Below are 13,393 nucleotides of genomic sequence, written 5' to 3'. Positions count from 1 at the left end.
CCGCCCGCTGGGCATCAGTCAGTGACAACGGCGGAATCTTCGGACCCGGACGACTCATACCGAACCAACGACAAACCTCCGACTCAGGTCACTAGTTCAGCGAGGGGTCGTCCGGGTACGTCGCGACCATCGCCAGCTCGCTGCGCTGACGGCGCAGCACCGCCCGCCACAGCCGCTCCGGGGACGGCGACGACACGTCCCCCGGCTCCGACTCCACCACGTACCAGGCGCCCTCGGACAGCTCGTCCTCCAGCTGCCCCGGTCCCCATCCCGCGTACCCCGCGAAGATCCGCAACGATCCCACCGCGGCCGCCAGCAGCTCCGGCGGCGCCTCCAGGTCCACCAGGCCGATCGCCCCGTGCACCCTGCGCCAGCCGAGTGGCCCGGCGTCCTCGCCGCGCGCCGGGGACCGGCCCGCCTCCCCCGGCACCACGGCAACGCCCAGCGCCGAGTCCAGCGACACCGGACCGCCCTGGAAGACCACGCCCGGTTCACCGGCCAGCTCGGCCCAGGACTCCAGGATGTCCCCGACGCCCACGGGGGTCGGCCGGTTCAGGACCACGCCGAGGGAGCCCTCCTCGTCGTGGTCGAGGAGCAGCACCACCGCGCGGTCGAAATTCGGGTCAGCAAGCGCCGGTGTCGCGACAAGCAGCCGTCCTGTGAGGGAGGACACCTCGGTCATGGCCACATGATCCCGCATATCCGGTCCGGACGGGGAGTGGAAGACGAGACCCGTATGAGAGCAGGTCGGGGCGTACGACAGCAGGAGCGGCGCACGTGACGGTCGGTTCCCGGGACGGAACGGAGTGTGGCGCGACGCATACCGATCCATTTCGAGGGTGCAACAGCCTTACGGGGGCGGCCTCGAAGGCGTTTAGTCTTGCCTTTTGGCCCCTTGCCCGTCTCAGGAACGCGAGACCAGATGACCCGCTCGAACGATGTCCTGCTCGTCCATGGCGGCACCCCGCTGGAGGGCGAGATCAATGTCCGCGGCGCGAAGAACCTCGTGCCGAAGGCCATGGTCGCCGCCCTGCTCGGCAGTGCGCCGAGCCGACTGCGCAACGTCCCCGACATCCGCGATGTGCGGGTGGTGCGCGGGCTGCTGCAGCTGCACGGTGTGACGGTGCGCCCCGGCGACGAGTCCGGTGAGCTGGTGCTCGACCCCACCCATGTGGAGAGCGCCAATGTCGCCGACATCGACGCGCACGCCGGCTCTTCGCGCATCCCGATCCTCTTCTGCGGTCCGCTGCTGCACCGCCTCGGCCACGCCTTCATCCCGGGCCTGGGCGGCTGCGACATCGGCGGCCGGCCGATCGACTTCCACTTCGACGTGCTGCGCCAGTTCGGCGCGACGATCGAGAAGCGCGCGGACGGCCAGTACCTGGAGGCTCCGCACCGGCTGCGGGGTACGAAGATCAAGCTGCCGTACCCGTCGGTGGGCTCCACCGAGCAGGTGCTGCTCACGGCGGTGCTCGCCGAGGGTGTGACGGAACTCTCCAACGCGGCCGTCGAACCGGAGATCGAGGACCTCATCTGCGTGCTGCAGAAGATGGGCGCCATCATCTCCATGGACACCGACCGGACGATCCGGATCACCGGTGTCGACAAACTCGGCGGCTACAACCACCGCGCCCTCCCGGACCGTCTGGAGGCCGCCTCCTGGGCGAGCGCGGCGCTGGCGACCGAGGGCAGCGTCTACGTACGCGGTGCCCGCCAGCGCGAGATGATGACCTTCCTGAACACCTTCCGCAAGGTCGGTGGCGCCTTCGACATCGGCGACGAGGGCATACGGTTCTGGCACCCGGGCGGCAAGCTCAACGCGATCGCCCTGGAGACCGATGTCCACCCCGGCTTCCAGACCGACTGGCAGCAGCCGCTGGTGGTGGCGCTGACCCAGGCCTCGGGCCTGTCCATCGTCCACGAGACGGTGTACGAGTCCCGGCTGGGCTTCACCTCCGCGCTGAACCAGATGGGCGCGCACATCCAGCTCTACCGCGAGTGCCTGGGCGGCTCGGCGTGCCGCTTCGGCCAGCGGAACTTCCTGCACTCCGCGGTCGTGTCGGGCCCGACCCGGCTCCAGGGCTCCGACCTGGTCATCCCCGACCTGCGCGGCGGCTTCTCGTACCTGATCGCGGCCCTCGCCGCGCAGGGCACGTCCCGGGTCCACGGCATCGACCTGATCAACCGGGGCTACGAGAACTTCATGCACAAGCTGGTCGAGCTGGGCGCCAAGGTGGAGCTCCCGGGCGACGCCGACACGGTGTAACGCCACGCCCCTTCCCGAAACGGGGGGGCACGGGGCGGGGGCTCCTCCCCCACCCCGCCCCTTCCCGAAACGGGAGCCCCGCCCCGGACCCCGACCACCGGCGCCACCGGCGCGCGGTTCGGGCCGCGCGGCGGCTCGACCGCTGCGGCGGAGGTGGACGGGCGGGCAGCCGGGTCGCGGGCTCGGAACGCGCGCCCCGGCCCACGCCCCCACGGCGAGCTGCGGGCGGGGGGCTTCCGGGGCACCGCCCCGGGCCCCGGCCACCGGCGCCACCTGCGTCTTCGTAGTCGGGGCGCGTGGGGCTCACGTGCTGGGGGGCGGGGAGACGGGGCGTGTGGGGGCTGAGCGGGGGTTATGGGCCCTTGGGGGCCGTGTGAGGCGTCTGAGGCGACTCAGGGGCCTTGGAGGACGGCGAAGGGCGGCCACCCGCACCGGGTGGCCGCCCCACTCTGTGTCGCCAGGCGTCTTACTTGCCCTTGGCGGCTTCCTTCAGCTTGGAGCCCGCGGAGACCTTCACGCTGTAGCCGGCCGGGATCTCGATCGGCTCACCGGTCTGCGGGTTGCGCGCGGTGCGAGCGGCACGGTGCGTGCGCTCGAAGGTCAGGAAGCCGGGGATGGTGACCTTCTCGTCGCCCTTGGCGACGACCTCACCGGTCACCTCGGCCAGGGCCGCCAGAACGGCGTCGGCGTCCTTGCGGGTCACCTCGGCGCGCTCGGACAGAGCGGCCACCAGCTCACTGCGGTTCATGTTGTACTCCCGTGTTCATCTTGCCATTAGGCGTGAGATCGAAGCCGATGCTGCCAGGGCCCTCGGACAGTCCCCGGACCCGGGTCTGCTGTTCAGACCCTCGCGCCCGGAACGCATCCTGCCCCCACCTGTGGCGGGAAAGCCAATCCGGAACCCCGGAGAGTCACACGAAAAGCGCCGTGGCGGTCGTTTTCCTGCCCGCCACCCTATGGCGGCCCCAGGTAGCCCAAGGGCCGCGACGCGCCGTGCCCGGCTCAGACCGCGGTGGTCCCGGTCACAGGCTTCGCCGCCTCACGCACGGCTCCGGCGACCGCTCCCGCGACCTTGTCGTTGAAGACGCTCGGAATGATGTAGTTGGCATTCAGTTCGTCGTCGTGGACGACATCCGCGAGCGCACCCGCCGCGGCCAGCATCATGTCGGTGTTCACCGTACGGGACTGGGCGTCCAGGAGGCCACGGAAGACGCCCGGGAAGACCAGCACGTTGTTGATCTGGTTCGGGAAGTCCGAGCGGCCGGTGGCCACCACGGCCGCCGTCTGGCGGGCGATCGCCGGGTCCACCTCGGGGTCCGGGTTGGCCAGCGCGAAGACGATCGCGCCGTCCGCCATCGCCGCCACGTCCTCACCGGAGAGCACGTTCGGGGCCGAAACCCCGATGAAGACGTCCGCGCCCCGCACAGCCTCGCGCAGCGTGCCCGTGACGCCCTCCGGGTTGGTGTTGTCCGCGATCCACCGCAGCGGGGAGTCCGGGTCGGCGGCGACCAGGTCCTCGCGGCCGGAGTGCACCACGCCGTGGATGTCGGCGACGACCGCGTGCCGCACCCCGGCAGCGGTCAGCAGCTTCAGGATCGCGGTGCCCGCCGCGCCCGCGCCGGACATCACCACCCGCACGTCCTCGATCTTCTTGCCCACCACCCGCAGCGCGTTGGTCAGCGCCGCGAGCACCACGATGGCGGTGCCGTGCTGGTCGTCGTGGAAGACCGGGATGTCCACCGCCTCGCGCAGCCGCGCCTCGATCTCGAAGCAGCGGGGGGCGGAGATGTCCTCCAGGTTGATGCCCGCGAAGCCCGGCGCGATGGCCTTGACGATCTCCACGATGGCGTCGGAGTCCTGGGTGTCCAGGCAGATCGGCCACGCGTCGATCCCGGCGAAGCGCTTGAACAGCGCCGCCTTGCCCTCCATCACCGGCAGCGCGGCCTTGGGGCCGATGTTGCCCAGGCCCAGCACCGCCGAGCCGTCGGTGACGACCGCCACACTGTTGCGCTTGATCGTCAGACGGCGGGCGTCCTCGGGATTGTCCGCGATCGCCTGGCACACCCGCGCCACACCCGGGGTGTAGACCATGGACAGATCGTCACGGTTGCGGATCGGGTGCTTGGACGACATCTCGATCTTGCCGCCGAGGTGCATCAGGAAGGTACGGTCGGAGACCTTGCCCAGCGAGATGCCCTCGATACCGCGCAGCTTCTCCACGATCTCATCGGCGTGCGCGGTGGAGCTGGCCGCGATGGTGACGTCGATACGGAGCTTCTCGTGGCCGGAAGCGGTCACATCCAGGCCGGTGACCGAGCCACCGGAGGACTCCACGGCCGTGGTCAGCTGGCTGACCGCGGTACCGCTCGCGGGGACCTCCAGCCGGACCGTCATCGAGTACGAGACGCTGGGCGCCGTTGCCATGACCGTCTTCCTCTGCTTTCCCTTGAACCAGGTGTGCCGGGCCCGGGATGGCCGGGCCACATCCTCAGATGGTTGCACCTACCTTCTGGTACGAGGTAACCCGGCCCGACTTTCGGACATATTGTTCTGACATACCAGGGGTGGGGTCAGCCGAGTGGAAAGCCCCACTCCTTCGCGGGAACGCCGGGCGAGGCGGGCCGTTCCCGCAGCCCAGGCCCCTAGGCTCTGGCGCGCACAGCGCCGAACGACGTCCACCGGCGTCGAGGAACACAAGGAGCAGCGGGCATGGCTCAGGGCACCGTCAAATGGTTCAACGCCGAGAAGGGCTACGGCTTCATCGCCCAGGAGGGCGGCGGGCCGGACGTCTTCGTCCACTACAGCTCGATCAACGGCAACGGCTACCGCAGCCTTGCCGACGACCAGCGGGTCGAATTCCAGATCGTGCAGGGCCGCAAGGGGCCGCAAGCCGAAGAGGTCCGCGTCCTCAGCTGAGAACGCGGACCTCTTCGCCATGACGTTGTAGGTGGCACCGACCCGCCATGCTCGCCTCGCGGCAAGTGGTCGCTCGTAGCGACGATGGTTGGGCCCGGGGGCTTGGATCGAGCCGGTGCCACAGCAAGGCTAACAAACCATCCCCGGAAGCGATTCCCCGTCGGCGGGGCCGATTTCGCTCCGTCCCTCAATCGGCCCTCAGCCGGCCTCCGCTCGGCCCTCAGTCGGCCCTGAGCAGGTCCGGGACGCCGTCCCGGTCCGGGTCGTCGCGCTCGCCCGGGACGACCGTCAGCCGCTGGGTCGCCCGGGTGAGCGCCACGTACAGCACGCGCAGCCCGGCCGGTGACTCGTCGGCGATCTCGGCGGGCGAGACCACCAGCGTCGCGTCGTACTCCAGCCCCTTGGCCTCCAGGCTGCCCAGCGCCACCACCCGGTCACCGAGCCCGGCCAGCCAGCCGCGGGCCTGTGCGCGGCGGCCCATGGCGACGACGACGCCGACCGTGCCGTCCACCTCCTCCAGCAGCCGGGCCGCCTCGGCGCGGACGTGGCCGCCCAGGTCGCCGTCCGAGTGCGCCGGGAGCGGCGCGAACCGCGGTACGGCGCCGGTCGAGCGGACCGCGCGGGGCGCGGGGGTGCCGGGCATCGCGAGCGCCAGGACCTTGGCGGCCAGCTCGGCGATCTCCGCCGGGTTGCGGTAGTTGACGGTGAGGGTGAAGCGGCGGCGCGGGCGGGTGCCCAGCGCCTCGTCGCGGGCCTCGGCCGCCTCGTCCGGGTCGGACCAGGAGGACTGGGCCGGATCGCCGACGACCGTCCAGGTGGCGTGGCGGCCGCGCCGCCCCACCATCCGCCACTGCATGGGCGTCAGGTCCTGGGCCTCGTCGACGATGATGTGCGCGTAGTCGGTGCGCTCCTGCTCCGCCCGGTCCACGCGGCCGCGCCGGGGCGTGGTGCGGTCGGCGAAGGTGGTCAGCTCCTCGAGACCGGTGAGCTGGTCCAGCGGATCGACTTCGCGGGGTTTCGCCGGGCGGGCCGGGGCGCCCAGGATGGTGTGCAGCTCGTCCAGCAGCGCCACGTCGTGCACCGACAGCGGGCCCTGTCCGTCCGGGCCCAGCCGGGCCAGGGAGCGGGCCACCAGACGGGCCTCGCGCGGGTTGAGCACCCGCCGTGACCAGCGGCCCAGCCGCTTCTCGTCGGCCATCGCGGCGAGCACCGAGCGCGGGGTCAGCTCGGGCCACCAGGCATCCAGGAAGCCGGTGAACGCGTCCTCGCCGGAGATGTCCTCGTCGAAGCCCTCGCGCGCCTCGGCGGCCAGTTCGGGGTCCGTGTAGCGGCGCGGGCCGCCCGTACGGGCCCACAGCGCGTCCAGCAGCAGCCGGCGGGCGCGCGGGCGCAGCAGGTTGACGGGCGCGGTGCCGCCCAGCACGTTCTGCCGGATGCGGCGCAGTTCCTCGGCGTCCAGCTCGACGCGGGCGCCGAAGGCGACGACCCGCAGGCGCTCGGGCGGCCCGCCGGGTCTCTGGCCTCTGCCGGGCGCCTCGGCCACGTCGTCCAGGGTGAGCTGGCCGCCGTCGGCGGGCGCCGGGCCCGCGGGCGGCAGCTCCAGGGCGCCGCGGGCCGCCTTGCGCAGGACCTTCATCATGCGCGAGGAGCCCTTGATCCGGGCCACGGCCGGTTCGTCGTACGTGGTGGCCTCGGCTCCCTCGACCAGGGAGCCGACCGCGCGGATCGCCACCTGGCCCTCCTCGCCCAGCGAGGGCAGCACGCCCTCGGTGTACGCGACGAGCAGCGGGGTGGGGCTGACGACCAGGATGCCGCCCGCGTACCGCCTGCGGTCCTGGTAGAGCAGGTACGCCGCGCGGTGCAGCGCGACCGCGGTCTTGCCGGTGCCGGGGCCGCCCTCGACCTCGGTGACGGAGGCGGCGGGGGCACGGATCACCATGTCCTGTTCGGCCTGGATGGAGGCGACGATGTCGCGCATGGTGTGGCCGCGGGCCTGGCCGAGCGCGGCCATCAGCGCGCCGTCGCCGACCACCGGCAGCACCTCGCCGCCGAGGGTCGCGGTCAGCTCGGGGCGCATCAGGTCGTCCTCGACTCCGAGCACCCGGCGGCCCTTGCTGCGGATCACCCGGCGGCGCACGACCCGGCCGGGGGCGACCGGGGTGGAGCGGTAGAAGGGGGCGGCGGCGGGGGCCCGCCAGTCGATCACCAGCGGCGAGTAGTCGGCGTCCAGCACTCCGATGCGGCCGATGTGCAGGGTCTCCGCGATCTCCGCGCGGTCCCCGTCCGCGCCCGGGCGAATGGCGTCGTCGGCGGGTTCCACGGAGGTGTACGCCCCGTCCGGGCCGCGCTCGCCGTCCTTGCCGAGGAGCAGATCGATGCGGCCGAAGAGGAAGTCCTCGAACTCGCTGTTCAGCCGGTTGAGGTGCACCCCGGCCCGGAACACCTGGGCGTCGCGCTCGGCGAGTGCGCCCGGCGTGCCGACCTGTCCGCGTTTGGCGGCGTCGTCCATGAGGAACTCCGCCTCGTGGATCTTCTCCTCCAAGCGGCGGTACACGCGGTCCAGATGGGTCTGTTCGATCCGGATCTCACGGTCCCGGACCCCGTCCCCGCCGTCCTGCGGCGGGGCCGTCCGGCTGACGTGCGTGACGTTCTGCGTGGCGTTCTGCGCGGCCACCCAAGCCCCCTTCTGTGTACATAGGGCAGCCGTCAACCGTACACCCACCCGTACGCGCGACTCAGATATTGACCTCGGCCAGCCGCTGGCCATCGAGGGTGCGGACCTCGAAGCGGGCGATGTCGCTCTGGTTCATCGCCGCGCCGCCCTGCGCGTACAGCGGCTCCTTGTTCCAGCGGGAGCCGTCGCCGTCCTTGATCCCGTAGCCCGCGTTGGGCACGGCCCACGTCGTGACGGTCTCCTCGTGACCGTCCTTGCCGATGGCGATCAGATCGCAGCTCTTGGGCCCCTTGACGTTGCCCAGCTTGAACGCGATGGCGGTGCCCCAGCCCTTCTGGGTGAGCGAGACCGAGGCGTTCACCTTGGTCTCGGGGTCCACCGAGCTGTACTTCTTGCCCTGGTCGTAGGCCGCCCGCGCCGGGTTGGCCGCGGCGACCGGGGGATTCGTGCCGCCACCGCCCTCGTCGGACCCCGAGCTGAGCGCCGCGCCCACGAACGGGCCGCCGACGATCAGGATGCCCGCCGCGGCGACGAGGAAGAGCCGCCTGCGGCCCTTCGTACGGCGGCTCGCCGTCACCTCGCCGAGCAGCCGGCCCAGCAGCTCGGGCCCGGGGCGGGCGGTGAGGGTGGCGGGGTCGGGGACGGCCGTGCCGTCCGCGTTGGTCGCGTAGTCCGCCAGCAGCGGGGGGATGCCCATCAGCCCGTCCAGCTCTGCCGCACACCGGTCGCACCCGATCAGGTGCTCCTCGAAACGCGCCGCGTCGGCCGCGTCGAGGACGCCGAGCGCATAGGCGCCGACGGCGGTGTGCTGCTGGTCGTCCGCTGTCGGCATCATGCCGTGACCCCCCGTTCCTCAAGTGAGAGCTTGAGGGCACGCATCGCGTAGTAAACCCGGGATCGTACGGTCCCGGGCGGCACGCGCAGCACTTCCGCAGCCTCACTCACCGTCCGTCCCTTGAAGTATGTCTCGACGAGCGCCTCTCTGTGCGCATCGGACAGGTCATTCAGGGCATCGGAAATGGTCATCTGGCGCAACGCCCGGTCTATGTCATCCGCTGCGGGCATGACATGCAGGGGGGCCGCGTCGACCTCATGGGGGCGGGCACGGCGGCTTCGGTGGCCGTCGATGACGATGCGGCGAGCCACGGTTACCAGCCACGGGCGTACGGAACCGCCGCTGCGCTGCAACTGGTCGGCATTGCGCCACGCCCGTAAAAGCGTCTCCTGAACCACGTCCTCGGCGCGGTGCCGGTCGCCTGCGACCAGGCGCAGGACGAAGGCGAGAAGCGGGCCCGCATGCTCCGCATAGAGCGCGCGCATCAGCGCGTCGTCCGGTGTCGTCCTCTCGGTCACGAGGGCATCTTTGCGTACGCAAGCCGCTGGGTCGAGGGGCGTACGGGCTGGAATGATCCGCAGTTCATTCACAACCCTGTGACATTCCTCCCACTTCTGCGGTGAACATTTGCCGGGCCACGGCACGTACTTGAGGCCGAGAACCCGGCGCCGGGCGGGCGTCGGCCACCATAAAGGGCTCCCTCCCCAAACACCGCCCCGCAGGCCCCGGTCCCCCCATCCGGGGCCTGCGTCATGTCTGAAACTCGTTCATTTTTTGCTTCTGCTTTGGGTTTGAACGGCGGCGGTGGCGTGCCACGCGCTCCCGATTGCCGCACACCTCGCTGGAGCACCAGCGGCGGCGCCGGCCCCGCGAGGTGTCCAGGTACACCAGCGAGCAGTTCTCCCCCTCGCAGCGCCGCAGCCGCTCGCGCGCGACGGGGTCGGTGAGCAGCGCGACGGCGTCGCGGGCGACCTGCGCCAGCAACGCCCCGCAGTCGGGGGCGGCCGCGAGCCGGGCGACGAGGGTGCCGTCGGTGGCGCGTACGGCCCGTACGGCGGGCGGGGCGGTGGCGGCGAGCGCGTTCACCCGCTCCAGGTCCGGGCCCGCCGCCTTGCCCTCCACCTCCATGTGCACGATGCGGTGGAGGAGGTCGCGGGCGGCCCGGAAGCGGGTGAGCCAGGCGGTGTCGACGGCGTCGAGGACTTCGCGGGCCGTGCCGTGGGGGATGAGTCCGGTGCCGAGGAGCCACGCTCTGAGGGGTTCGACGCCGTCGAGGCGTTCGACGGGGGTCTCGCTGAGGCGTCCGTCGACGGTGGCCACCAGGTCCAGGCAGATCCGCCCGGCGTCGAACCGCAGGGCGAAGGCGTCCGCCGCCATGTTCCTGTCACCTCCGGGGGCAGGTGGGCTCCCCCCAGGGTGCCCGTCCGGGGCGCGGGCCGGTACCCCGCCGTCGGTGGGGGCGCGTGCCGTGTTCCCCACCCCGCCCCTTCCCGAACCGGGGGCAAGCCCCCGGCCCCCGGGCGGGGCCCCACACCCCCGCCGGGGCTCCGCCCCTGGACCCCGCTCCTCAAACGCCGGAGGGGCTGGATGGTGGCACCTCTCCGCCCCGCCCTGACGCGCAGGGCCGGGGGCTGGGGCACGGGCCCCGAGCGCCGACCCGCCCACATGGTGGGGAGGCTGGCCGGAGGACGAGGGCCTCCGGCCAGCCGAACCCCCGCGCTGCAGGGGGCAGGATGTGTGACCTGGTTGTGGGCGATCGTCCCGCAGGGCGGGACGGGTGGGCACAACGCGCCCACCGGGCCGCGCCCGGGAATGCAACGCCAAGGGCCCCCGGCGCCCCGGGCCGCACCCGGGCTCGGGGCCGACGCCGGGGGCTTTCCCGGAGCGGGGGCTCGGCCCGGCGGCTGGTGCCGCTACTCGTCGGCGTACTTGGCGTCGGACGCCGGGTCCAGTGCCAGCCGGTAGCCCCGCTTGACCACCGTCTGGATCAGCTTCGGCGATCCAAGGGCCGCGCGCAGGCGGGCCATCGCCGTCTCCACGGCGTGCTCGTCGCGGCCCGCCCCCGGCAGCACCTTCAGCAGGTCGGCGCGGGCCACGACCCAGCCCGGGTGCCGGGCCAGGGCGCGGAGCAGGGCCATCCCGGCGGGCGGGACGGTGCGCAGCTCGCCGTCCACGACCACCGCGTGGCCGCGGATCTCCAGCCGCCGCCCGGCGACCGGCAACGGCCGCACCCGGCCGGGCAGCTCGGCGGTCAGCAACTGCACGAGCGGCCCGAGCCGGAAGCGTTCGGGCTGGCTGGTGGGGACGTCCTGGGCCTCCAGCGGCAGCGCGGTCACGGGCCCGACGCACGCGGGCAGCACATCGTGGCGCAGCGCGTCGAGCAGCTCCTCGCGCATGCCGCGCCGCTCCGCCCGGTCCAGCAGGCTCGCGGCGGCGGGGGCGCTGGTGAAGGTGATGGCGTCCACGGCGCGGGCGACCGCGGCGTCCAGCAGCCGGTCGACGGGGCCGATGTCCTCCGGTGGCATCCACCGGTAGACCGGCACGCCGACCACCTCCGCGCCCCCGGCGCGCAGCGACTCGACGAAGCCGGGCAGCGGTTCGCCGTGCAGCTGGACGGCGATGCGGCGGCCTTCGACGCCCTCCTCCAGCAGCCGGTCGAGCACCTCGGCCATCGATTCGGAGGCCGGGGACCACTTCTCGGTGAGCCCGGCGGCCCGTACGGCACCGCGCACCTTGGGCCCGCGGGCCAGGATTTCGACGTCGCGCAGCCGGTTCAGCAGGGCGTCGCCGAGACCCCAGCCGTCGGCGGCCTCGACCCAGCCGCGGAAGCCGATGGCGGTGGTGGCGACCACCACCTCGGGGGCGTGGTCGATCAACCGCTTGGTGGCGGTGAGCAGTTCGGAGTCGTCGGAGAGCGGCACGATCCGCAGCGCCGGCGCGTGCAGGACGGCCGCGCCGCGCCGCAGCAGCAGGGCGCCGAGTTCATCGGCGCGGCGCGCGGCGGTGACGCCGACGGTGAACCCCGCGAGGGGTCCGACGGTCGTCGCCTGATGGTGGTCTCGCTGCATGTGGCTCTGACTCTCGGCTCTCGTCCCGGTTCACTGTCGTATGTGCGCCTTGGGGTGAGTCGTCATCCTGGCGCGGTCCCGTGTCGGACGCGGTTCCGGCACGTTTCCCGGGTGTTACGGGGCGTACGGTCACGGGCACCCTCCGACCGTACGCCTCCGCGACGGATGGCTCACACGTCCGCGTAGGCGGGCTGCCGCGCGGCCTGCGCCTCCGGTGCGCCGGCCCCCGCGGGCCGGGCCGCCGCCGGGGTGCGGCGGAGGTACACGACCCAGGTGACCGCCGAGCACAGGGCGTAGAAGGCGAGGAAGGAGACGAAGGCCGGGGTGCCGGAGTGGGCGCTGCCGAACGACTCCCGGAAGGCCAGGTTGATGCCGAGGCCGCCGAGCGCGCCGACCGCCCCGATGAGCCCCATCGCCGCGCCGGACAGCCGCCGCCCGTAGGCCGCGGCCTCCTCGCCGGTGAGCCCGCGCGCCGCGGCCTTGGCCTGGAAGATGCCGGGGATCATCTTGAACGTGGAGCCGTTGCCGAGCCCGCTGAGGACGAACAGGGCGATGAAGCCGGCGAGGAAGACGGGCAGCGAGCGCTGCGCGGAGGCGTAGACGACCACGAGCGTCGCGGCGGCCATCCCGCCGAAGTTCCACAGGGTGATCCGCGCACCGCCGTAGGTGTCGGCCAGCCGCCCGCCGACGGGGCGGATGAGGGAGCCGAGCAGCGGGCCGATGAAGGTGAGCGAGGCGGCCTGCAGCGGGGTGCGGTCGAACTGGTTCTGCAGCACCAGCCCGAAGGCGAAGCTGTAGCCGATGAAGGAGCCGAAGGTGCCGATGTAGAGCAGCGACATGATCCAGGTGTGGGCGTCCCGGGCCGCCTCCTTGGCCGCCCCGGTGTCGTTCTTCACCGGCGCCAGGTTGTCCATGAAGAGCGCCGCGAGCACCCCCGCGACCACGATCAGCGGGAGGTAGACGGCCAGCACGATCCGCGGGTGGGTGGCCCCGGCCGTGCCGATGACGAGCAGGCCGATCAGCTGGATGACCGGCACGCCGACGTTGCCGCCGCCCGCGTTCAGCCCGAGCGCCCAGCCCTTCTTGCGCAGCGGGTAGAAGGAGTTGATGTTGGTCATGGAGGAGGCGAAATTCCCGCCGCCGACCCCGGTGAGCGCCGCGACCACCAGGAAGGTGGTATACGAGGTGCCGGGCTCCATCACCACGGCGGCCACCACCGTCGGCACCAGCAGCATCGCGGCGCTGATGATCGTCCAGTTGCGGCCCCCGAAGCGGGCCACGGCGAAGGTGTACGGCACCCGCAGCACCCCGCCGACCAGAGTGGGCATCGCGACCAGGAAGAACTTCCCGGCCGGGTCGACCCCGTACTCCGGCCCCATGAACAGCACCATCACCGACCACAGGCTCCAGATGGAGAAGCCGATGTGCTCGGAGAGGATGGAGAAGACCAGATTCCGGGTCGCTGTCCGCTCCCCCTTCTCCCGCCAGAACGTCTCGTCCTCCGGATCCCACTCCTCGATCCAGCGGCCCCCTTTGCGGGCGGCTGTGGTGGTCGGGGCAGTCATCGCGCCTCCACGGTGCTCGGTGTCGCTGCCCGACGCTAGGCACAGCGGATTACCGGCCCGTGGCGCCAG

General features: G+C 72.3%; 11 protein-coding genes. 2 read left to right on the top strand and 9 right to left on the bottom strand.

Annotated elements, in window-relative coordinates; translation table 11 throughout:
* Positions 1–91 precede the first annotated feature (91 nt).
* A complete protein-coding gene (locus tag ABZ562_RS38040; protein WP_055555530.1) occupies positions 92–682 on the bottom strand; it encodes a YqgE/AlgH family protein in 591 nt (196 codons plus the stop codon).
* A 240-nt stretch (positions 683–922) separates the two neighbouring features.
* On the opposite strand from ABZ562_RS38040, the gene murA reads away from it, so the two are divergent.
* On the top strand, positions 923–2,266 hold the full coding sequence (gene murA, locus ABZ562_RS38035) for a UDP-N-acetylglucosamine 1-carboxyvinyltransferase (RefSeq protein ID WP_361489111.1): 1,344 nt from the start codon (positions 923–925) through the stop codon (positions 2,264–2,266).
* 466 nt (positions 2,267–2,732) lie between these two features.
* Here the strand turns inward: murA and ABZ562_RS38030 are convergent, their stop codons facing one another.
* Together ABZ562_RS38030 and ABZ562_RS38025 are read right to left on the bottom strand one after the other, a co-directional pair.
* Positions 2,733–3,014: an HU family DNA-binding protein gene (locus ABZ562_RS38030; RefSeq protein WP_009717479.1), complete on the bottom strand. Its 282-nt coding sequence runs from the start codon at positions 3,012–3,014 to the stop codon at positions 2,733–2,735.
* Between the two features lie 254 nt (positions 3,015–3,268).
* The gene (locus tag ABZ562_RS38025) at positions 3,269–4,690 is read right to left on the bottom strand and encodes an NAD-dependent malic enzyme (RefSeq protein WP_361489108.1); all 1,422 of its coding nucleotides are present in this window, start codon (positions 4,688–4,690) and stop codon (positions 3,269–3,271) included.
* A gap of 285 nt (positions 4,691–4,975) precedes the next feature.
* On the opposite strand from ABZ562_RS38025, the gene ABZ562_RS38020 reads away from it, so the two are divergent.
* Complete coding sequence (locus ABZ562_RS38020; RefSeq protein ID WP_055555416.1) at positions 4,976–5,182, top strand: cold-shock protein; 207 nt, start codon at positions 4,976–4,978, stop codon at positions 5,180–5,182.
* 220 nt (positions 5,183–5,402) lie between these two features.
* Here the strand turns inward: ABZ562_RS38020 and ABZ562_RS38015 are convergent, their stop codons facing one another.
* The 6 genes from ABZ562_RS38015 to ABZ562_RS37990 form a co-directional block, all read right to left on the bottom strand.
* Complete coding sequence (locus ABZ562_RS38015) at positions 5,403–7,766, bottom strand: UvrD-helicase domain-containing protein (protein ID WP_361489116.1); 2,364 nt, start codon at positions 7,764–7,766, stop codon at positions 5,403–5,405.
* Positions 7,767–7,917: 151 nt separating this feature from the next.
* A complete protein-coding gene (locus ABZ562_RS38010) occupies positions 7,918–8,691 on the bottom strand; it encodes a zf-HC2 domain-containing protein (RefSeq protein ID WP_361489105.1) in 774 nt (257 codons plus the stop codon).
* A complete protein-coding gene (locus ABZ562_RS38005) occupies positions 8,688–9,209 on the bottom strand; it encodes a sigma-70 family RNA polymerase sigma factor (protein WP_361489102.1) in 522 nt (173 codons plus the stop codon). Before ABZ562_RS38005 ends, ABZ562_RS38010 begins: the two co-directional genes overlap by 4 nt.
* A 232-nt stretch (positions 9,210–9,441) precedes the next feature.
* Positions 9,442–10,068, bottom strand: a complete 627-nt coding sequence (locus ABZ562_RS38000; RefSeq protein WP_361489100.1) for an ABATE domain-containing protein — start codon at positions 10,066–10,068, stop codon at positions 9,442–9,444.
* Positions 10,069–10,604: 536 nt separating this feature from the next.
* Positions 10,605–11,759 (bottom strand): uroporphyrinogen-III synthase, encoded by a 1,155-nt coding sequence (locus ABZ562_RS37995; RefSeq protein ID WP_361489097.1) that lies wholly within the window; start codon positions 11,757–11,759, stop codon positions 10,605–10,607.
* A 170-nt stretch (positions 11,760–11,929) separates the two neighbouring features.
* On the bottom strand, positions 11,930–13,324 hold the full coding sequence (locus tag ABZ562_RS37990) for a nitrate/nitrite transporter (protein WP_361489094.1): 1,395 nt from the start codon (positions 13,322–13,324) through the stop codon (positions 11,930–11,932).
* Positions 13,325–13,393 lie beyond the last annotated feature (69 nt).

The sequence above is a fragment of the Streptomyces sp. NPDC019937 genome (genome assembly GCF_040631655.1).
GTDB lineage: Bacteria > Actinomycetota > Actinomycetes > Streptomycetales > Streptomycetaceae > Streptomyces.
Note: the sequence above shows the minus strand (reverse complement) of the source record. Positions and strands in the feature narration are given on the sequence as shown.

What these genes read in the sequence shown, in the direction of transcription:
- ABZ562_RS38040 (WP_055555530.1), bottom strand. Translation starts at nt 682, where the DNA reads ATGACCGAGGTGTCCTCCCTCACAGGACGGCTGCTTGTCGCGACACCG.
- ABZ562_RS38010 (WP_361489105.1), bottom strand. Translation starts at nt 8,691, where the DNA reads ATGATGCCGACAGCGGACGACCAGCAGCACACCGCCGTCGGCGCCTAT.
- ABZ562_RS38025 (WP_361489108.1), bottom strand. Translation starts at nt 4,690, where the DNA reads ATGGCAACGGCGCCCAGCGTCTCGTACTCGATGACGGTCCGGCTGGAG.
- murA (WP_361489111.1), top strand. Translation starts at nt 923, where the DNA reads ATGACCCGCTCGAACGATGTCCTGCTCGTCCATGGCGGCACCCCGCTG.
- ABZ562_RS38020 (WP_055555416.1), top strand. Translation starts at nt 4,976, where the DNA reads ATGGCTCAGGGCACCGTCAAATGGTTCAACGCCGAGAAGGGCTACGGC.
- ABZ562_RS37995 (WP_361489097.1), bottom strand. Translation starts at nt 11,759, where the DNA reads ATGCAGCGAGACCACCATCAGGCGACGACCGTCGGACCCCTCGCGGGG.
- ABZ562_RS38000 (WP_361489100.1), bottom strand. Translation starts at nt 10,068, where the DNA reads ATGGCGGCGGACGCCTTCGCCCTGCGGTTCGACGCCGGGCGGATCTGC.
- ABZ562_RS38030 (WP_009717479.1), bottom strand. Translation starts at nt 3,014, where the DNA reads ATGAACCGCAGTGAGCTGGTGGCCGCTCTGTCCGAGCGCGCCGAGGTG.
- ABZ562_RS37990 (WP_361489094.1), bottom strand. Translation starts at nt 13,324, where the DNA reads ATGACTGCCCCGACCACCACAGCCGCCCGCAAAGGGGGCCGCTGGATC.